The sequence below is a fragment of the Comamonas sp. JUb58 genome, from assembly GCF_004364775.1.
Lineage (GTDB): Bacteria > Pseudomonadota > Gammaproteobacteria > Burkholderiales > Burkholderiaceae_C > Comamonas.
The window spans coordinates 223,056-241,486 of the sequence record NZ_SOAL01000005.1; the positions used below are offsets into that span (position 1 = coordinate 223,056).

The 18,431-nt window shown below is 64.4% G+C and carries 18 protein-coding genes; 10 read left to right on the forward strand and 8 right to left on the reverse strand.

Going from position 1 to position 18,431, the window contains the following annotated elements; all coding sequences use genetic code 11:
* Nucleotides 1-65: 65 nt before the first annotated feature.
* The 5 genes from EDF71_RS07265 to EDF71_RS07285 are packed head-to-tail and all read right to left on the reverse strand — an operon-like array spanning nt 66 to nt 4,626.
* The gene (locus EDF71_RS07265; protein ID WP_133855909.1) at nt 66-710 is read right to left on the reverse strand and encodes a thiol:disulfide interchange protein DsbA/DsbL; all 645 of its coding nucleotides are present in this window, start codon (nt 708-710) and stop codon (nt 66-68) included.
* 56 nt (nt 711-766) lie between these two features.
* The gene (locus EDF71_RS07270) at nt 767-1,471 is read right to left on the reverse strand and encodes an SPOR domain-containing protein (protein WP_133855910.1); all 705 of its coding nucleotides are present in this window, start codon (nt 1,469-1,471) and stop codon (nt 767-769) included.
* A gap of 26 nt (nt 1,472-1,497) precedes the next feature.
* Nucleotides 1,498-3,207, reverse strand: a complete 1,710-nt coding sequence (gene argS, locus EDF71_RS07275) for an arginine--tRNA ligase (protein ID WP_133855911.1) — start codon at nt 3,205-3,207, stop codon at nt 1,498-1,500.
* Nucleotides 3,208-3,248: 41 nt separating this feature from the next.
* On the reverse strand, nt 3,249-3,695 hold the full coding sequence (locus EDF71_RS07280; RefSeq protein ID WP_133855912.1) for a DUF2214 family protein: 447 nt from the start codon (nt 3,693-3,695) through the stop codon (nt 3,249-3,251).
* A gap of 4 nt (nt 3,696-3,699) precedes the next feature.
* Nucleotides 3,700-4,626 (reverse strand): LysR family transcriptional regulator, encoded by a 927-nt coding sequence (locus EDF71_RS07285; RefSeq protein WP_133855913.1) that lies wholly within the window; start codon nt 4,624-4,626, stop codon nt 3,700-3,702.
* 168 nt (nt 4,627-4,794) lie between these two features.
* Here EDF71_RS07285 and EDF71_RS07290 point away from each other — a divergent pair, with 168 nt between their 5' ends.
* Together EDF71_RS07290 and EDF71_RS07295 are read left to right on the forward strand one after the other, a co-directional pair.
* Complete coding sequence (locus tag EDF71_RS07290) at nt 4,795-6,045, forward strand: PAS domain-containing sensor histidine kinase (RefSeq protein ID WP_133855914.1); 1,251 nt, start codon at nt 4,795-4,797, stop codon at nt 6,043-6,045.
* Nucleotides 6,046-6,141: 96 nt separating this feature from the next.
* Nucleotides 6,142-6,828 carry a response regulator transcription factor gene (locus EDF71_RS07295; protein WP_133855915.1) on the forward strand — a complete coding sequence of 229 codons (687 nt, stop codon included), beginning with the start codon at nt 6,142-6,144 and terminating at the stop codon, nt 6,826-6,828.
* A gap of 72 nt (nt 6,829-6,900) precedes the next feature.
* On the opposite strand, the gene EDF71_RS07300 is transcribed toward EDF71_RS07295, so the two are convergent.
* Together EDF71_RS07300 and EDF71_RS07305 are read right to left on the reverse strand one after the other, a co-directional pair.
* The gene (locus tag EDF71_RS07300) at nt 6,901-7,260 is read right to left on the reverse strand and encodes a hypothetical protein (RefSeq protein WP_133855916.1); all 360 of its coding nucleotides are present in this window, start codon (nt 7,258-7,260) and stop codon (nt 6,901-6,903) included.
* 331 nt (nt 7,261-7,591) lie between these two features.
* Nucleotides 7,592-7,951: a hypothetical protein gene (locus EDF71_RS07305; protein ID WP_021025061.1), complete on the reverse strand. Its 360-nt coding sequence runs from the start codon at nt 7,949-7,951 to the stop codon at nt 7,592-7,594.
* Between the two features lie 378 nt (nt 7,952-8,329).
* On the opposite strand from EDF71_RS07305, the gene EDF71_RS07310 reads away from it, so the two are divergent.
* From EDF71_RS07310 to EDF71_RS07345, 8 genes are all read left to right on the forward strand, one after another.
* Nucleotides 8,330-10,522 (forward strand): malate synthase G, encoded by a 2,193-nt coding sequence (locus EDF71_RS07310; RefSeq protein ID WP_133855917.1) that lies wholly within the window; start codon nt 8,330-8,332, stop codon nt 10,520-10,522.
* Between the two features lie 433 nt (nt 10,523-10,955).
* Complete coding sequence (locus tag EDF71_RS07315; RefSeq protein ID WP_133855918.1) at nt 10,956-11,369, forward strand: hypothetical protein; 414 nt, start codon at nt 10,956-10,958, stop codon at nt 11,367-11,369.
* A 163-nt stretch (nt 11,370-11,532) separates the two neighbouring features.
* Complete coding sequence (locus EDF71_RS07320; RefSeq protein ID WP_208301006.1) at nt 11,533-11,787, forward strand: hypothetical protein; 255 nt, start codon at nt 11,533-11,535, stop codon at nt 11,785-11,787.
* A gap of 165 nt (nt 11,788-11,952) precedes the next feature.
* Entirely contained in the window at nt 11,953-12,288 is a 336-nt protein-coding gene (locus EDF71_RS07325) for a hypothetical protein (protein WP_021025065.1), read from the forward strand.
* Nucleotides 12,289-12,422: 134 nt separating this feature from the next.
* Entirely contained in the window at nt 12,423-14,090 is a 1,668-nt protein-coding gene (locus EDF71_RS07330) for a DUF4384 domain-containing protein (RefSeq protein ID WP_133855920.1), read from the forward strand.
* Nucleotides 14,087-15,331 carry a tetratricopeptide repeat protein gene (locus tag EDF71_RS07335; RefSeq protein ID WP_133855921.1) on the forward strand — a complete coding sequence of 415 codons (1,245 nt, stop codon included), beginning with the start codon at nt 14,087-14,089 and terminating at the stop codon, nt 15,329-15,331. The genes EDF71_RS07330 and EDF71_RS07335 overlap by 4 nt, the downstream gene beginning before the upstream one ends.
* A gap of 17 nt (nt 15,332-15,348) precedes the next feature.
* Nucleotides 15,349-15,918: a pentapeptide repeat-containing protein gene (locus EDF71_RS07340; protein WP_133855922.1), complete on the forward strand. Its 570-nt coding sequence runs from the start codon at nt 15,349-15,351 to the stop codon at nt 15,916-15,918.
* Between the two features lie 62 nt (nt 15,919-15,980).
* Nucleotides 15,981-16,817, forward strand: coding sequence for a ChaN family lipoprotein (locus tag EDF71_RS07345; protein WP_243854206.1), 837 nt, complete (start codon nt 15,981-15,983; stop codon nt 16,815-16,817).
* 4 nt (nt 16,818-16,821) lie between these two features.
* On the opposite strand, the gene garD is transcribed toward EDF71_RS07345, so the two are convergent.
* Nucleotides 16,822-18,393, reverse strand: a complete 1,572-nt coding sequence (gene garD, locus EDF71_RS07350; protein WP_133855924.1) for a galactarate dehydratase — start codon at nt 18,391-18,393, stop codon at nt 16,822-16,824.
* Nucleotides 18,394-18,431: the final 38 nt, after the last annotated feature.

Below are 18,431 nucleotides of genomic sequence, written 5' to 3' on the forward strand. Positions count from 1 at the left end.
TGGGCCGTTTTTGGCACAAAAAAGCCCGCGCGTGCGGGCTTTGTCTAAAGCGTTGGGGAGGCCGCTCAGCCTTGTGCTGCCAGGAACTCTACCACTTGCAGCACGTTGCCCATCGAGCCGGCACGGGTGCCATCGGTGTAGTACTTGCCAGCCACGCCCAAGGATGGAACGCCTTCGACGCCATAGGACTCTTGCAGCTGGGTGGCCTTGCGCACCTGGCCTGCCACGCTGAAGGAGTTGTAGGCTTCCTTGAACTTGGCCAGGTCCACGCCGTTCTTGTCCATCCAGGCGAAGATCTCGTCGTCCTTGTTCAGGCGCTGGCGCTCGACGTGGATCGCGCGGAAGACCTTGACATGCACGTCAGGGATCAGGCCCATGGACTCCAGCGCGAAGTAGATCTTTTGCTGGGGCACAAAGGTGTTGTTGAAGGCGACCGGCACGCGGCGGATCTGCAGATTCTTCGGTGCGGTCTTGACCCAGGCTTCAAACTGCGGCTCGAAAGCATTGCAGTGGGGGCAGCTGTACCAGAAGAACTCGATGACCTCGACCTTGCCAGCGGGCGCATCGGGGTTCACGGGCTTTGCCAGCTTCAGGTAGTCCTTGCCTTCCTTGAACTTGGCCTGTGCGTTGGCACCGGTGGCGAAAGGCAGGCTCAGCGCGGAAGCGGCAGTAGCGGAAGCCGCCAAAGTGGAAAACTCACGACGTTTCATGTTTTGTTAACTCCAGTGACAAGTTGCGGTTAGGAGTGCCCTGCACCGCCAAAAGTTCAACGCTGTACGCGGACGATTTGCGCATCCACGCCGGCGCCATCGAGCTTGCCTTTGAGGCCGTCGGCATCATCGCGCTTGTTGAATGGGCCCACGCGCACTCGGTATACCGTGCGGCCATTGACTTCGCGCTCGCTGACGCGGGCCTCCCAGCCCATCATCGCCAGCTTGGCGCGCTGTGCATCGCCATCCGTCTGGCTGCGGAACGCACCGGCCTGCACAAAGTACTGGAAGCCGTCGCTGCCATCGGCACTGCGCGACTTGGCCAGGTCACCCAGCGGATCGGCGCCCTGGCCGGCCTTGGGGTCGAGCTTGGCGACCTGGGTCTTGTCTGCCGGCTTGTCGGCGGGCTTGGCCGGATCGGGCAGCACCACCTCAGGCTTGGCGGGCTTGTTCTCTACCGGCGGGGTGGCGTTATCGGCCACCGTGCGCGGCGGCTCAGGCACCACCACGCCCTGCGCAGCCGGTGCCACGGCCGCCGGCGCACGCGCGGGGTTCTTGCCATACAGCGGCGAGTTCGGGTCCCAGTTCTGGTTGCGCTGCGCTTCGGCCTTGTCCTTGGCCTCGCCCTTGACGCCAGCTTTGTTGACAAACGGCACCGGCACATTGGTGACGTACACGGCCACGGCCAAAGCCGCGCCCACGCCCACCAGCAGCCCCAGGATCAGGCCCAGGATGGTTCCACCACGTTGATGTCGTCGCATTGCAGTTATTACCTTTGTTCGCAAAATCACATGCGCTCTGGTGCGCTCACACCCAGCACGGCCAGGCCATTGCGCAGCACTTGCGCGACTGCCGCCACGAGTGCCAGACGGGCCAATTTGGTGGCTTCGTCATCCACCAAGATACGCTCTGCATCATAGTAGCTGTGGTAGGCCGAGGCCAGGTCACGCAGATAGAACGTAACATCGTGCGGCGCATTGCCGTCGGCAGCGTTGGTCAGCATCTCGGGGTACTGGGCCAGCATTTGCATCAGCGCCTGGGCCTGCGGGCCTTGCAGCGCGCCCAGGTCAATGCCGCTCAGCGCAGCCAGGCCCGCTCCGCCCTGCTCCTGCCAGCCGCGCAGCACCGAGCAGATGCGCGCATGGGCGTATTGCACGTAGAACACCGGGTTGTCGTTGTTCTGGGCCACGGCCAGGTCGACGTCGAAGGTGTACTCGGTATCGGGCTTGCGCGACAGCAGGAAGAAGCGCACTGCATCCTTGCTGGTCCACTCGATCAGATCGCGCAGGGTCACATAGCTGCCGGCGCGCTTGCTGATCTTGACCTCTTCACCACCGCGCACCACGCGCACCATGGTGTGCAGCACGTAATCAGGGTAGCCCTGGGGGATGCCGACATTGACCGCCTGCAGGCCGGCGCGCACGCGGGCGATGGTGCCGTGGTGGTCCGTGCCCTGGATGTTGACGGCCTTGCCGTAGCCGCGCAGGAACTTCTGCGTGTGGTAGGCCACATCGGGCAGGAAGTAGGTGTAGGTGCCGTCGGACTTGCGCATCACGCGGTCCTTGTCGTCACCGAAGTCGGTGGTGCGCAGCCACAGCGCGCCATCCTGCTCATAGGTGTGGCCGCTGGCGATCAGGCGCTTGACGGTTTCTTCCACATGGCCGTTCTGGTACAGGCTCGACTCGAGGTAGTACTCGTCGAACTTGAGGTTGAAGGCCTGCAGGTCCTTGTCCTGCTCGTTGCGCAGGTAGGCCACCGCAAAGTTGCGGATGTTGTCGTAGTCTTCGACATCGCCATTGGCGGTGAACGCGCGGTCATCGGCCTTGATGGTCTGCTTGGCGAGGAAGGCCTGGGCGATGTCGCCGATGTAGTCGCCGTTGTAGAAGTTCTTGGCCAGCGGGTTCTCGCTGTCGGTGGGCCAGCAGTCGTCACCGGGCTTGAAGCCCTTGGCGCGCAGCTGGGTGCTCTTGGTCAGGGTGTCGATCTGCACGCCCGCGTCGTTGTAGTAGAACTCGCGGTGCACGGACCAGCCCTGGCTGCCGTAGAGGTTGCAGATGGCATCGCCCAGCGCGGCCTGGCGGCCGTGGCCCACGTGCAGCGGGCCGGTGGGGTTGGCCGAGACGAACTCGACGATGATCTTTTCATCGCGCTGCGGCTGCATGCCAAAGCGCTCGCCCTGGGCCAGCACTTCCTGCACCACCTGCTGCTTGGCAGCGGGCTTGAGGCGCAGGTTCAAGAAACCGGGGCCGGCAATCTCGATCGCATCCACCCATTGCGCAAAGGCGGGTGCGGCTTCCAGCGCGGCCTTGAGCTGCTCGCCCAGTGCGCGGGGATTGGCCTTGAGCGGCTTGGCCAGCTGCATCGCGGCGGTCACGGCATAGTCACCGTGGGCGGCCACCTTGGGCGTTTCAAAGGCCGCACGGCTACCTGCGCCAGGCGACAATTTCTCGAGCTCGGCAGCAAGCACTGCGAGCAAATCTTTTTTGACTTGCAACATATTAGAAACTTAGACGAAGCGGTTACCAGCGCCAGGCCGGTTTACCAGCCCCGGGCATAAAACACGGCGACGGCGGCGATCACGGGAATCAGATGGGCTTGCCACATGACCCATTTACGCGTGGCGCGCACCTCGGCGTCCCCGGGCAAAGCGCCATTGTCGCGCAATTGCCGTAACCAGCGGCGGAACACGGCTGTCGGCTTCAGGGACAGCACCACGGCGACGACCACCAAGGTCATCTTCAGGTGGAACAGCGGCTGGCTGACATACCAGGTCACGCCCTTGGCGCCCAGAAACAGGCGTAGCAGGCCGGTGCCCAGCACCGCCAGCGCAGCAAAGGCGTAGATCAGATCGAGGCGCGCCAGGCGCTGCACCACGGCCGCGTTCATCCACTCGGCGCGGCACAAAGCCGCCTCGCTGGAGAGAAAAACCACCATGGTCAACAAGGCCAGCAGGTGCAGGCAGGCCAGAACAGCTTCCAAAGTCATCGTGTTACTCCATCTTCTTCCAGAAATCGGCACGTTCGTAGTGCTGCTTGACGAAATCAATCCACAAGCGCACCCGCAGCGGCAGGTGCTTGCGCTGCTGGAACATCACATAGATGCCATTAGGCGGCGCGGCAAACTCCTCCAGCACCTCGACCAGGCGGCCGGCGGCAATCTCCGACTCGACCTCCCAGGTGCTGCGCCAGGCAATGCCCCAGCCTTGCTGGCACCAGTCGTGCAGCACCTGGCCGTCCGAGCAATCGAGCGGCCCACCGGGCTTGAGGTAGACCACCTCGCTGCCGCCAGTAGCCGCCGGCATGCGAAACGCCCAGCCCCGCGTCTGCGAGGCTTCGCTGGACAAGGTCAGGCAGTCATGCTGGTTCAGCTCGCTGGGGTGGCGCGGAATGCCACGGCGGCGCAGATACTCGGGCGTCGCCACGCAGAGGCGCCGGTTGTCCGCCACACGCACGCTCACCAGCGAGGAATCGGGCAGGTCGCCGACGCGGATCGCGCAGTCGTAGCCCTCGCCGGCCAGGTCGACCAGGCGGTCGCTCAGGTTCAGCGAGATGGTCACCTCCGGGTGGCGCGCATGGTAGAGCGGCAGCAGCGGCGCCACATGGCGGCGCCCAAAGCCGGCCGGCGCCGTCACACGCAGATGTCCTGTGGCCTTGATGCCGCCGGCGCTGACGCTGGCCTCGACGCTGGCCAGCTCGGCCAGCAGGCGCTGGCAGTCTTCCAGAAAGGCGGCGCCCTCATAGGTCAGGGTGAGCTTGCGCGTGGTGCGCACCAGCAGCTTGACGCCCAGGCGCTCCTCCAGCGCATCGAGCCGGCGACCCATGATGGCCGGTGCCACGCCTTCGGCCTTGGCTGCTGCCGTGAGGCTGCCGCGCGAGGCGATGGCGACAAATGATTCGAGCTGCTTGAGGCGATCCATACCAGACTGAACACAGAAAATACGCAAAGCCCGCTGGCCGCCGCTTGTGCGACGCGCTGGCTGGGCCACAGCCTATTATCATCGGGGCTCCGGCCTGGCGGGCGCATGAAAGCGCACATCCCGCTGCGACATCATTGACAGCCGCTCTTTTCCTGCGCCCCCGCTCCTATGCCGCCAGCTTCAACGCCGCCCACCAGTTCCCCATCCAGTGCCGACGCCCTCTGGTACGCCCCCGCCCAGCTGCTGCGCCTGTTTGGCAGCAGCCCGGTGGCGATGGCCTACTGGGGCCGCGACCAGCGCCTGCGCCTGGCCACGCCGCAGTGGTGCGAATGGTTTGGCGTGCCCGCCACCGGCATCGTCGGCCAGTTGCTGGACGAAGCGCTGCCGCCCGACTTTGCCCAGCAGCACCAGGAGGCGCTGCAGGCTGCCGCGCAAGGCCAGCGCCAGCAGTTTGACACCCGCAAGACCGATGCCCATGGCCAGGTCGCCTGGCGCCGCGTCAGCCTGTCGCCCCACCTCTGGCCCGGGCCGGCCGGCAGTAAAACGGCCCAGGGCACCCTGATGCTGATGCAGGACTGCAGCGCCGAATACGCCAACGCGGCCCAGGCCGATGCGCTGCGCACGCAGCTGGCCGCGCTCTCTTCCACTGACCTGGAGCGCGCCGAAGAGAAGAGCGAGCTGCTGAAACTGCGCACCTTGCTGGACTGGCGCACCGCCATGCTCACCGAGCACAGCGAGATGCTGCAGCTGCTGTCGCATGAGATCCGCCAGCCGCTGAACAATGCCTCGGCCGCGATGCAGGCCACCATGTCGGCCATTGCCGATCTGCAACTGGCCCAGACCACGCCGGCCACCAAGGCCTTGCTGCGCGCCGAGCATGTGCTGCAGCAGGTCATCGGCACCCTTGACAACACCCTGGCCGCCGGCACCATTCTGGCCGTTGGCGGGCGCGCCGGGGCTTCGTCCGATACCGATCTGCCGACCCTCGTCAACCTGGTGCTGCACGACATCGCTGCCGATGCCCGGCCGCGCATCCAGGTGGTCTGGGATGCCGAGGCCCGCACCGTGCAGCTGCACCCGGCGCTGATGCGGCTGACCATCCGCAACCTGCTCAACAACGCACTCAATTACGCGCCCGCAGACAGCCCGGTGCTGCTGCGCCTGGCCGATTCGGACGACCCGCTGGCGCTGATCATCGAGGTGATCGATGAAGGCCCGGGCATCCCCGACAGCCTGCGCCCGCGCCTGTTCGAGAAGGGCACGCGCGGCAGCGAACACCGCCACCGCGCGGGCGCCGGGCTGGGTCTGTTCATCGTGCGCTCGGTGGTGCAGTTGCACCAGGGCACGGTGCAGGCCTTGCCGCGCCAGCCAAACGGCACCATCATGCGCATTGAGTTGCCCCAAGGGCTGGACGATTAGCCAGCAAGGCCTGGCCACCGGCCGCTTGCCCCTGCAGAAGCTGGCACCGCGCTTCGCAGGCCTTTTTCATCGATTGCTTCATTTCACGGAACCACCATGCTTCCCGCTACGCTCGCCCTGGTCGACGATGACCCCGAATACAGCGAATTTCTGGCCCAACACTTGCGCAACCAGGGCGTCCAGGTACAGGTGTACAACGACAGCAGCGACCTGCTGGCCGACAACGAGCCCTACCGCTTTGACTTCTATGTGCTGGACCTGATGCTGCCCGGCGTCAATGGCACCGAGCTGCTGCGCATTCTGCGCAAGCGCAACCAATCGGGCGTGCTGATCGTCTCGGGCCGGCTCGGTCCCGAGGTGTTTGCCGAGGTCATCAATGCCGGCGCCGACATGTACCTGACCAAGCCGGTGACCTTCGAACAGGTGGAGCTGGCTGTGCGCGCCGTACACCGCCGCATCATGACCACCGCCCAGGTGGCGACGGCCTGGAAGCTCGACAGCCACCGCAGCCTGCTGCTGACGCCCGATGGCCAGAGCGTCGATCTCAGCCCCACCGACCTGATGCTGATGCAGTGCTTTCTCAAGGCCCAGGGCGCCGTCGTGGGCCGCGACCAGATCCGCGAGCTGCTGGGCTACCCGACGGCCAGCGACTCCGACAACAGCCTGCACGCCACCATCTACCGCCTGCGCCGCCGCATCGAAAAGGCCACGCCGCTGGCGGTGCCGCTGCAATCGCAGCAAAAAGTGGGCTACCAGTTCCGCGCCTCGCTGGTCTCGGCCTAGCCTGCGTACCGCCGATGCTCCAAAAGCAAACGGGCCCATCGGGCCCGTTGTGCTGTGGCGACCAGCGCCAGCTTACATGCTCATGTTCGATTCCACATCGGCCACCTTGCGGCGGGCCAGCGCCAGGTTGGAGCGGGCCTTGTCCAGCACGTAATAGACGAAGATGCCGGACAGACGCTGCGATGGGCGAATGATGTGGTACTGCTTGCCCAGGGTAATGAGGATGTCGTCGATGTTGTCGTTCAGGCCCAGGGCCTTCATCGTCTTCATCTTGGCGCGCACCACCTCGGTGTTGCCGGCCGCAGCCAGCTCCATGTCGACGCCGCTGCCTACGCTGCCCAGCATCATGCCGCTGCTGTAGTCCACCACGGCAGCGCACAGGGCGCCGTCCATCGACATCAAATCATTCAAGCTGTCGTTCAGATTTGCCATAACCACTCCAATCTATGTGACCTAGATCAACCACTGCTACCTTATAAAGGTATAGATGATTCTAATAAGTCACTTCTGATCAGAGCAATCATTCGCTGCATGCGGCTGTCACCCAGGCAGGGGGTACAAAGCAGCAAGCTGATATTTCGATAGCAGCCGCGCATGGGCTGGCTTGCGCTCGACTGCAAAAACAGTGGGCAAGCGCAGCGCCCGCAACTCGTAACAAAGCGTATGTTATTTGCGACGGCGGGGCGAGGTATGGCGCAGTATGGTGGCGCGGCAGGCACCACCCAAGGCAAAAAGCAGAGCTGGCGATAGCGCCAGCCCGGCTTTACATCGTCATCGCGCTTTCGACGTCGGTCACCTTGCGGCGGGCCAGTGCCAGGTTGGCGCGCTTGTTGTCCAGCACGTAGTACACAAAGATGCCGGCCAGGCGCGAGCAAGGACGGATGATGTGGTACTGCTTGCCCAGGGTGATGAGGATGTCGTCGATGTTCTCGTTCAGGCCCAGAGCCTTGATGGTCTTCATCTTGGCGCGCACCACTTCGGTGTTACCGGCAGCTGCCAGCTCCATGTCCACGCCGGTACCGGCGCTGGCCAGCATCATGCCGCTGTTGTAGTCCACAACGGCTGCGCACAGGGCGCCTTCCAGAGACATCAGATCATTCAAGCTGTCGGTCAAATTCGCCATGAAACACTCCTGAGATAGGCTGTGGCACGCGATAAATTACTGCCACCAGATGAAAATGATTGTATCTGATCATTTCTGATTTCCATCAAGCTTTGCGCGCATTTTCTGACGAACTGCTTCTTTTCGGCAACAGCTGTGCTACGGCTTGGCCCAGCAGGCTCAGGGCCGCAAGCATCTATATAGAGATGACAGATCAGATCATGCAAACCATCAAAGCAAAGACAGGCCATTCCGCCGCAAACCGGCCATGATTACCCCCATAAAAGTCATATATCAAAGTGTTTTTAATGGATTGATTGCCATGGTGGGTATGGAATAAAGTGTGCTGATGGGTGCTCCTGCGCACCTGCAGTTGTCAAGTATTGAAAGGTAGACACCATGACTGAACGCACCACCGTCCACGGCCTGCAAGTGGCCCAGGTTCTGTATGACTTTGTGAACACCCAGGTCCTGCCAGGCACCGGTGTAGAGCCCGCTGCGTTCTGGCAAGGTTTTGATGCCATCGTGTCGGACCTGGCGCCCAAGAACGCCGCCCTGCTGGCCGAGCGTGACCGCCTGCAGACGGAGCTGGACAGCTGGCACAAGGCCCACCCCGGCCCGATCACCGACATGCCGGCCTACCGCCAGTTTCTGACCCAGATCGGCTACCTGGTCGAACAGCCCAAGGACGTGAAGGCCAGCACCGAGAATGTGGACTCCGAGCTGGCCGTGCAAGCCGGTCCCCAGCTGGTGGTGCCCATTCTGAATGCCCGCTATGCACTGAACGCTGCCAACGCCCGTTGGGGTTCGCTGTATGACGCGCTCTACGGCACCGATGCCATCAGCGAAGACGGTGGCGCAGAAAAGGGCAAGGGCTACAACCCCGTGCGCGGCGCCAAGGTTGTTGCCTATGCCCGCCAGTTCCTGGACCAGGCCGCGCCGCTGGCCCAAGGCTCGCATGCCGATGCCACCGGCTACGCCGTTGAAGGCGGCCAACTGGCCGTCTCCCTCAAGGACGGCAGCAAGACCGGCCTCAAGGACGCCGCCAAGTTTGTCGGCTACCAAGGCGATGCAGCTGCGCCCAAGTCGGTGCTGCTGAAGAACAACGGCATCCATATCGACATCATCATCAACAAGGCCACGCCCATTGGCAGCAGCGATGCCGCCGGCGTCTCCGACGTGGTGGTGGAAGCGGCGCTGTCGACCATTCTGGACCTGGAAGACTCGGTCGCCGCGGTGGATGCCGAAGACAAGGTGAACGGCTATGCCAACTGGCTGGGCATTCTCAAGGGCAGCCTGACCGAGTCCTTCGACAAGGGCGGCAAGACGGTGACCCGTGGCCTCAACGCCGACCGCGAGTACACGGCCGCCAATGGCGACCGCCTCAAGCTCCATGGCCGCTCGCTGATGTTCCTGCGTAATGTCGGCCACCTGATGACCAACCCCGCCATCCTCTGGGGTGCCAACCAGCAAGAGATCCCCGAAGGCATCATGGACGCCGTGGTGACCACCGCCATCGCCATGCACGACCTGCAGGGCAAGGGCGCCCAGGGCATCCGCAACAGCCGCACCGGCAGTGTCTACATCGTCAAGCCCAAGATGCACGGCCCCGCCGAAGCAGCCTTTGCCGACGAGCTGTTTGGCCGCGTCGAACAGATGCTGGGCCTGCCCGCCAACACCGTCAAGCTCGGCATCATGGACGAAGAGCGCCGCACCACGGTGAACCTGAAGGCCGCCATTGCTGCTGCGCCGGCGCGCGTGGCCTTTATCAACACCGGCTTCCTGGACCGCACTGGCGACGAAATGCACACCGCCATGTACGCCGGCCCGATGGTGCGCAAGGCCGACATGAAGACCTGCGCCTGGCTGCCGGCCTATGAAAAGAGCAATGTGCTGGTGGGCCTGACCATGGGCCTGCGCGGCCGCGCCCAGATCGGTAAGGGCATGTGGGCCATGCCGGACCTGATGAAGGCCATGCTGGAGCAGAAGATCGCCCAGCCCAAGGCCGGTGCCAACACCGCCTGGGTGCCCTCGCCCACCGGCGCTACGCTGCATGCGCTGCACTACCACCAGGTCAATGTGGCCGAAGTGCAAAAGGAGCTGGAAAAGACCAGCGCCGACACCGAGCGCGACAACCTGCTCAATGCCATCTTGCAGGTGCCCGTGGCTGCCAACCCGAACTGGAGCGACGCCGAGAAGCAGCAGGAAGTGGACAACAACGTGCAGGGCATCCTGGGCTATGTGGTGCGTTGGATCGACCAGGGCGTGGGCTGCTCCAAGGTGCCCGACATCCACAACGTGGGCCTGATGGAAGACCGTGCCACCCTGCGCATCTCCAGCCAGCACATCGCCAACTGGCTGCAGCACGGCATCGTGACCGAAGCCATGGTGCGCGACAGCTTTGCCCGCATGGCCAAGGTGGTCGATGGCCAGAACGCAGGCGACGCGGCTTACAAGAGCCTGGTGGCCAACCCCCAGGGCGCCGCGTTCCAGGCCGCGCTGGACCTGGTGTTCAAGGGCAAGGAACAGCCCTCGGGCTACACCGAACCCCTGCTGCACGCTTGGCGCCTGAAGGTCAAAGCCGGTGCCTGAATAGAGCTTGAGGCGTTCAGCGCCAGCACCCACGGTTTACCCTAGGGTAAATACCAAGAGCAGCCCCTGGGGCTGCTTTTTTTATAGCAACTAAGCTAATCCTCTTCGAAGCCTGCCCAGTGGGGGCAGGCTTTTTTACGTATTCGTAAAAACAAAGCTCAAAAGTAAAGCGAGTTGCCAATTTGCAGATCTTTGTAAAGAAATTGCCTACGCATCCATTCAGTTTATAGCCTCATATGTAATTCAGTTGTTACCGACATATTCGATTTCTATAGGCAGTTCCAAAAAACCTAAATCTGATTGCTACGAGATATTTCTTATGTCATGAAATATTCATGATTCACCCGGTTTCAACTCGTCATTTGCCCACGCCGGACTGCAGTTAAAAACACGCCTTAGCAAGTTTTCGGCTATCGGCAAGGAGCTATTGAGCATGGGCCATCAATCCATTTCCAGCGCCACGCAGGCATTCACCCAGGCATTGGCAAAACAGCGGCATCTGCTGCTGTGGGCAGGTCTGGGGCTGAGTGCCTCGGTATTCGCCCAGAACAACCAGCAGGTGGTGGTGAATGGCGGCATCGTCAATATCTCCGGGCCCGCAGCCCAGGCGGTGATGAATATCTCGTCGAACAAGAACATACGCCAGATCCGCGGCAACAACCAGGTGACCTCGGTCAATGGCGTGGTCGCGAACATGGCCAGTTTTGGTGCTTATAGCGAATTGAATATTGCGTCGCGCAATGGTGGTGTCGGCAGCGGCAGCCAGGTGGTTTCCGTCGGCGGCCCCGTGGTCAACCAAGCCACCGGCACCGGCATGCGCAGCGTAGTGAACATTGGTGGACGGTAGCAGGGCGCCATGCGGCCGCACGCCAATGAACGGTTCGGTTTCTCCGACATGGGGAGCTGACTGCAGAGGTGCATCACAAGGACATGCACCATATTCTTTCAGTAACGAGGAGATTTTTATGAAGAAGTTTTTCGCAATTCTGGTTTCGGTTTCGGCTATCGCGATGTCTGCACAAGCAGAAGTGAAGATCAAGGGCAACAACGAGCAGAAGGTCACCGTGAAGAACGGCGCCGTCGCCAATATGGCCATCGGTGCTGGTGCTACCGCCACGCAAAACCTGGCCTCCAACAAGGGCAACGTCAATATCGGCGGCAATAACAAGCAGGAAGTCTCGGTCACCAACGGTGCCGTGGCCAATATGGCCATCGGTGCGATGACCAAGGCCGAGCAAAACCTCGCCTCCAACGACGGCAAGTAATCCCCTCCCCTTCATCCCCGCTGGCCACCGATTGCGTCTGGAGACCGTTCGCTGGCCAGCCCCTATAAAAAAGATCTTCTGCAGAGCATTCGCCAGCGCCAAGGGATGCGACCGCATTTCTGAGCCTGCGACCGTTGTGCAGAGGGTCCCTCCAGGAGACTGCGCATGAAAGCCAGCTATGCCGGGGTATGGGTTCTCGCCCTGTTGTGCGCCGCCGCGCAGGCGCAGCAAAAGCCACCCGCAGGCCGTACCGGGCTCGACCCGGCCTCACGCAACAAGGTGAGCAATGCCATGGCCCGCAACTACCTGACGGAGCAGGATTCCAGATCCGCCATCGAGCGTGAAATGGTCACCGGCCCCTCGGGCAAGAACTGCAATACCAACGTGGGCGCAGCCCCCCAGATCAACGAAGGCACGGCCGGTATCGGTAACCGCTATGGGGCCGGCAATGCCGACCAGGTCACCGTCGTTCGTGGCTCCGTCATCAACATCTGCAAATAAACACGATGGCTTCTGCGCCAGAGCCTGAGAACTCTGCGCAGCCGCCCCGGGGCGAGGGAGCCCGGCAGGACGCTGGCCAGCGCGGCAGCGCCGCCTCAAGCGCAGCCCCACCATCGCAATAACGAATAACCACCATGCATTTTTCATCGATTCGCCGCCTGGCCCTGGCGCCCTGCGTGCTGGCCTTGTCTGCCTGCAGCATCCAACCCACCTTGTCCGATCGCAAGGACATCATTGAAAAAGGCATCACCGAGCAATCGCCGCTGGTCACGCCCACCAAATCCGCATCGGCGATGCGCGAAGGCCTGGCCTGCATGGACCGCATGCTTGCGACCGAGCAGGTGCCCTCGACCCTGGTCGCGGTCAAGAGCATCCCCGATCCCTCCGGCCTGTTCTCCACCGGCACCAAGGAGATGGTGATCACCGCCCTGTCGCGCATGTCACGCACCAGCCAAGCCTTCCGCGTGGTGGACTATGAGGTCGACGCGCTCAAGCAGGACACCGTGCAGACGATGACCAGCCTGCTGCTCAACAACGGCCAGATCGAGCTGCGCAAGCCGCAGATCTATGTCTCGGGCGCCATCAGCTTTGGCGACAAAACGGTGGTCTCCAAGCGCAGCAGCCTGGGCGTCTCCACTGCCAACACCGATACCGGCTACAGCTGGGACTTGCTGGGCACGGTCGTGGGCCTCGATCTGCATCTGGGCGACATGAACTCCCGCACGCTCTACCCCGGTCTGGACTCGGCCAATGAGCTGGTGGTTGCCACCGGCGGCCGCTCGGTCGAGCTGGGCGGGCGCGCCACCGGCCTGCCCAAGCACATCTACCGCCTGGGCGTGCAGTACGAAGTGGCTGCCGATGTGAACCAGGGCGCGGGCGCGGCCGTGCGCCTGCTGGTCGATCTGGCCACCATCGAGCTGGTGGGCAAATGGGCCAAGGTACCGTACTGGGAATGCATCGACTACGAGCAGAACCACCCCGAATTCAAACGCCAGATGCGCACCTGGTTTGACGAGCAAGGCGCTGCCGACCGCATCACCCTGGCCCAGCGCGTGCTGCAGGCCGAAGGCGCCTGGAACGGCCCGGTCGACGGCAACGACTCCACCGCGCTGCGCAATGCGCTGGCGCTCTACCAGGCATCGCTGGACCTGACCCCTGTCGGCGTCGTCAACTTCGAAACCTATATGGGCCTGCTGCGCCTCTATGCCGGCATGTCGGCCGAGGACAAGATCGCCTCCAGCTATTCACCGCAAAGCGATGAGTTGAAACCGCGACCGCATGGCCTGCCGGACAACGAGCCAACCACCGATGCGCTGGCCCTGTCCCTGCTCGGCCACAAGGAGCTGTCATCGCAGCTGCCCATCGGCACCTCGGTGGTGCTGCGCGTGGCGCCGGCCCGCACCGGCTTCCTCTACTGCTATTACCAGGATGCCGCCCAGGTGGTCACCCAGGTCTATCCCAACCCGCAGCAGCAGGCCGTGGTGGCCCAGGGCCGCATCGGCTTGATGGTGCCGGATGTGTCCCAGGCCAACTCCTTCCTGATCGAGACCGCCCGCCCCGGTGTGGAGCAGGTGTACTGCGCCCAGACCACCAAGCCGCTGACGGGCCGCGTGCCGGTGGCCCTGACCCAGGCCCAGCTCGCACCGATTGAGGGACTGACCACCATCGAAGCCGTGCAGCAGCAGATTGCCGCGCAGACCGGCGTCATCGCCCAGTCGCAGCTGCGCTGGGAAGTGGAAGGCCCTGTGGCCGCCGTCCCAGCCCCGCCCGCCGCACCCGCACGCCGCGGCAAGAAGCCATGAGGCGCCTCGCAGTGACCGGCCGCCGGGCCGGCCTGGTGGCGCTGACCGGCGGGCTGCTGCTGCAGGCCTGCGCCAGCTGGGCCGCCATCGTGCTGCCATCGGCTGGCGCTGGCGATGCCGGCACGGCCGCCAGCAGCAGCCAGGCCCCGGCAGCGCCCGCCGCGCCGGGCGCCTCGTCGTCCATCCGCCTGCCGGCCCAGCGCAGCGATGCCAGCCTGCAGGCGCTGCGCAGACAGGCGCAGGAAGGCGATGTCAGCTCCCAGTTCGAGCTGGGCATGTACTACTACCAGAACGCCGGCCTGCCGCAAGCCGGCGCCCAGGCCCGCCAGTGGCTGGGCCAGGCCGCCGCACAAGGCGATGCCCGGGCCATGGCGGCGCTGGGCTACATGCTGGGCACGGGCACCGGAGGGGTGCGGGATGTGCCCAGCGGCCGCCAGTGGCTGCAGCGCGCAGCCGATGCGCGCCTGGCCAAGGCCACCTACCTGCTGTCCCTGGTCGAGCGCCGGGTGACCGGCCCCAAGGCCATGCAGCAGTCGCGCTTGCTGATGGAGCAGGCCGCGCGCGATGGCGATGCGATGGCGCTCAATGACCTGGCCGTTGAGCGCGAGCTCGAAGGGCGCATGAACGAGGCCAAGGAGCTGTACGCCCAGGCCCAGGCCGGAGGCAGCCAGACGGCGGCGCAGAACCTGGGCCGCATCGCCAGCTACCAGCGCGCCAGCACCTCCGAGCAGCTCGGCCGCCTGCGTGCCCGTGCCGACGAGGGCAATGCCAATGCGCTGCTGGAGCTGGCCTACCGCTACCACCTGGGGCGCGGCGTGCAGCGCAATTTCGCCACCGCCATCCAGTACTACCGGCGCGCCGCCGATGCCGGCTCGCCCAAGGCGCGCGAGTTTCTGGCGCTGATCTTCAGCCGCAGCAACGACAAGCAGCCGGTCATCGACGAAGCCTGGATGCAGGAGCTCGCCGCGCGCATCAATGCCGTGGCCCTGCAGGTCGAAGAAAAGCACCCCAGTGCGCCGCCGGATCGCCCGCAGCGCGTGGCCGACCCGCTCTCGCAGCTGAGCCAGCAGCCCTTTGCCTGGCCTGAGCCGCCCGCCGCCGATGGCGATGCGGTGATGGATACCAACACCCCGCCGCTCTCGCAGGAGCAGCTGGTGCCGAACGAGGGGCTCCCCGTTCCCGAGCATGCCCAAGGCATGCAGCCCTCCAACCTGAGTCACAACGCGCCGCTTACTGAGTAACGCAAGAAAGGACAAGCATGCAACAACCCCAATTCAAGCAGGCCCTGGCCGTGCTGACCCTGAGCCTGGCCGCCGGCGGCGTCTGGGCACAAGGCGCCGTCATCTCGGCCCCCGGCGTCGATGTGCGCGGCGGCAGCCAAGGCGCCTCGGTCACCGTCAACGGCTCCGTCGTCAATGCGGCCTCGGGCCGTGGCGCCGTGGCCGAGACCAATATCCCCGGCCGCAGCAGCACCGTGCACGGCGGTGCCGGTGGCGCAGCGGTCGTGGTCGAAGGCCAGGGCAAGTCCTCCACCACCGTGCGCAGCCAAAAGCGCAGCGGCGGCGGCAGCAACCAGGCCCATGTGAACGCCAATATGTCGGGCTCCAACCTGCCCCAGGCCAACTTTGCCGGCCACAGCTTCACCAATGTGGACCTGTCCAACTCCAACCTGCAGGGCGCCAACTTCCAGGGCGCCGAGCTGGTCAATGTGAGCCTGGACAACTCCAACCTGGCCGGCGCCAACCTGAGCGGTGCGACCCTGGTCAATGTGTCGATGGAAGGCGCATTGACCACCGGCGCGATCTGGACCAACGGCCAGCGCCGCTAAGTACCCCTTCGGCAACCCTTCAAGCCTCCAGGCCGCCGGCCAGCCACTACCATTCGCGAATGATGCAAATAAAATTCATTCGCAATGCTGGCTGGCTGCCCGGCCTGTTGGGCTTGGCGCTGCTGGCCGGTTGCGCTAGCCAGGCGCCGCACAGCGCCGCCAACACCGAGCTCGACCGGTCGACGATGTCACTGGCCGAAGCGCCCGATGTGCTGCTGCTGGGCGAGCAGCATGATGCCGCCGCGCACCAGCAGTGGCAGCAGGCCACGGTGGCGCACTGGGCGGCAAGGCGGCAACTGGCGGCCGTGGTGCTGGAGATGGCCGACGCCGGCCACAGCACCCAGGGCCTGGGCGCCGATGCCAGCGAAGCCCAGGTGCAGCAGGCACTGGCCTGGAATGACAAGGGCTGGCCTTGGCGCCACTACGGCCCTGCCGTGATGACGGCGGTAAAGGCGGGGGTGCCCGTGCTGGGCGGCAATCTGCCGCGTGCGCAGATGCGCGATGTGATGCAGCAAACCCGCTGGGACAGCCACCTGCCCGCCGCTGCATGGCAGCGCCAGCTCAACGCGATTGCCGACGGCCACTGCGGCCTGCTACCCGCTAGCCAATTGGCCCCGATGGCGCGCATCCAGCTCGCTAAAGATGAAAGCATGGCCAACACCGCCACGGCCCAGCTGCAGCCGGGCAAGACAGTGCTGCTGATCGCCGGGCGCGGCCATGTGCTGCGCAGCATTGGCATTCCCACCTGGCTGCCTGCGGGCACCCGCTCGGTGGTGGCCATTGGCCAGGCGGGCAGCCAGGCCCAGGCCGATGCGGCCGACCGCGACTGGGTACACAGCACCCCGGCGCTGCCGGCCCAGGACCACTGCGCCGCGCTGCGCGAGAAGTGGAAAAAGTAAGGCTTCAGGTCACCGGGGCGGGGTTGAACAGCACCAGCGCATTGTGCAGCTGCCACTCTTCCGCCCAGGTCTTTTTGCGGCCGCTGGCCACCTCCAGCATCAGGCGGAACATCTCCCAGCCCATCTCCTCGATGGTCGCTTCGCCATCGGCAATGCGCCCGGCGTTCACATCCATCAGGTCATGCCAGCGGCGTGCCAGATCGCTGCGCGTCGCTACCTTGATCACAGGCACCTGCGCCAGCCCATACGGCGTGCCGCGCCCGGTGGTGAACACATGCAGGTTCATGCCGGCGGCCAGTTGCAAGGTGCCGCAGATGAAGTCGCTTGCGGGCGTGGCCGCATAGACCAGGCCGCGCTCAATGCCGCGCTCGGCCAGCCTCTGGCCGGGTGACAGCACGCCGGTGATGGGCGCCGTGCCGCTCTTGATGATCGAGCCCATGGCCTTTTCCACGATGTTGGACAGGCCGCCCTTCTTGTTGCCCGGCGTGGTGTTGGCGCTGCGGTCCACCTTGCCCTTGTCCAGGTAGGCGTCGTACCAGGCCATCTCGTCGATCATGGCCTGCGCCACCTCGGGGCTGGAAGCGCGGGAGGTCAGCTGGTCAATGCCATCGCGCACCTCGGTCACTTCGCTGAACATCACCGTGGCACCGGCGCGCACCAGCAGATCGGTGCAAAAGCCGACCGCCGGGTTGGCGGTCACGCCGCTGAAGGCATCGCTGCCACCGCACTGCACGCCCACCACCAGGGCACTGGCTGGCACGGTCTCGCGCCGGCGCTGGTTCAGCCGTGCCAGGTGTGCCTCCGCCCGGGTCATGATCGATGCAACCATCGACATGAAGCCCACATGGGCCTCGTCCTGCAGGCAGACCACATCAAGCTCGGGCGCGCGCTCGTCGGTGATCGGGAAAGAGCCCGGCGGCAGCAGGCGCTCGGGCTGCAGCTTTTCGCAGCCCAGGCTCACGACCATCACCTCGCCGCCAAAGTTCGGGTTGTGGCTGATGTTGCGCAAGGTGCGCTGCGGAATGTCGGCACCCACCGCATCAATGGCCACGCCGCAGCCATAGCTGTGCTCCAGCCCGACGACATCGTCAACCTGCGGGTAGCGCGGCAGCAGCTCGGCCTTGATGCGGCGCACCGCAAAATCCAGCACGCCGGCCACACACTGCACCGTGGTGGTGATGGCCAGGATATTGCGCGTGCCCACCGTGCCATCGGCATTGCGGTAGCCCTCGAAGGTATAGCCCTCCAGCGGTGGCAGATCAGGGGCTTGCACGGTCGCAATCGGCAGGCCAACCAACGAGCGGGCCTCGGGCATCTGCAGCAGGCGCTCATGCACCCAGCTGCCCGCCGCAATCGCCTGGCGCGCATAGCCGATGACCACGTTGTAGCGGCGCACGGCCTCGCCTTCTGCCAGGTCCACCAAGGCGACCTTGTGGGCCTGCGGCACCTGCTCGACCAGGCGCAGGCCCGAGGGCAGCACCGTGCCGGCCGGCAGGCCGCCGTCATTGGCGATGATCGCGACGTTGTCCGCCGCATGCATGGAAATCGAAAGTGGGGTCGTTCTGGCTTGTGTCATATCAAATACTCTCTGGCGCGGGGCACCAGCAGCTTAAC

What these genes read in the sequence shown, in the direction of transcription:
- EDF71_RS07265 (WP_133855909.1), bottom strand. Translation starts at nt 710, where the DNA reads ATGAAACGTCGTGAGTTTTCCACTTTGGCGGCTTCCGCTACTGCCGCT.
- EDF71_RS07270 (WP_133855910.1), bottom strand. Translation starts at nt 1,471, where the DNA reads ATGCGACGACATCAACGTGGTGGAACCATCCTGGGCCTGATCCTGGGG.
- argS (WP_133855911.1), bottom strand. Translation starts at nt 3,207, where the DNA reads ATGTTGCAAGTCAAAAAAGATTTGCTCGCAGTGCTTGCTGCCGAGCTC.
- EDF71_RS07280 (WP_133855912.1), bottom strand. Translation starts at nt 3,695, where the DNA reads ATGACTTTGGAAGCTGTTCTGGCCTGCCTGCACCTGCTGGCCTTGTTG.
- EDF71_RS07285 (WP_133855913.1), bottom strand. Translation starts at nt 4,626, where the DNA reads ATGGATCGCCTCAAGCAGCTCGAATCATTTGTCGCCATCGCCTCGCGC.
- EDF71_RS07290 (WP_133855914.1), top strand. Translation starts at nt 4,795, where the DNA reads ATGCCGCCAGCTTCAACGCCGCCCACCAGTTCCCCATCCAGTGCCGAC.
- EDF71_RS07295 (WP_133855915.1), top strand. Translation starts at nt 6,142, where the DNA reads ATGCTTCCCGCTACGCTCGCCCTGGTCGACGATGACCCCGAATACAGC.
- EDF71_RS07300 (WP_133855916.1), bottom strand. Translation starts at nt 7,260, where the DNA reads ATGGCAAATCTGAACGACAGCTTGAATGATTTGATGTCGATGGACGGC.
- EDF71_RS07305 (WP_021025061.1), bottom strand. Translation starts at nt 7,951, where the DNA reads ATGGCGAATTTGACCGACAGCTTGAATGATCTGATGTCTCTGGAAGGC.
- EDF71_RS07310 (WP_133855917.1), top strand. Translation starts at nt 8,330, where the DNA reads ATGACTGAACGCACCACCGTCCACGGCCTGCAAGTGGCCCAGGTTCTG.
- EDF71_RS07315 (WP_133855918.1), top strand. Translation starts at nt 10,956, where the DNA reads ATGGGCCATCAATCCATTTCCAGCGCCACGCAGGCATTCACCCAGGCA.
- EDF71_RS07320 (WP_208301006.1), top strand. Translation starts at nt 11,533, where the DNA reads ATGTCTGCACAAGCAGAAGTGAAGATCAAGGGCAACAACGAGCAGAAG.
- EDF71_RS07325 (WP_021025065.1), top strand. Translation starts at nt 11,953, where the DNA reads ATGAAAGCCAGCTATGCCGGGGTATGGGTTCTCGCCCTGTTGTGCGCC.
- EDF71_RS07330 (WP_133855920.1), top strand. Translation starts at nt 12,423, where the DNA reads ATGCATTTTTCATCGATTCGCCGCCTGGCCCTGGCGCCCTGCGTGCTG.
- EDF71_RS07335 (WP_133855921.1), top strand. Translation starts at nt 14,087, where the DNA reads ATGAGGCGCCTCGCAGTGACCGGCCGCCGGGCCGGCCTGGTGGCGCTG.
- EDF71_RS07340 (WP_133855922.1), top strand. Translation starts at nt 15,349, where the DNA reads ATGCAACAACCCCAATTCAAGCAGGCCCTGGCCGTGCTGACCCTGAGC.
- EDF71_RS07345 (WP_243854206.1), top strand. Translation starts at nt 15,981, where the DNA reads ATGCAAATAAAATTCATTCGCAATGCTGGCTGGCTGCCCGGCCTGTTG.
- garD (WP_133855924.1), bottom strand. Translation starts at nt 18,393, where the DNA reads ATGACACAAGCCAGAACGACCCCACTTTCGATTTCCATGCATGCGGCG.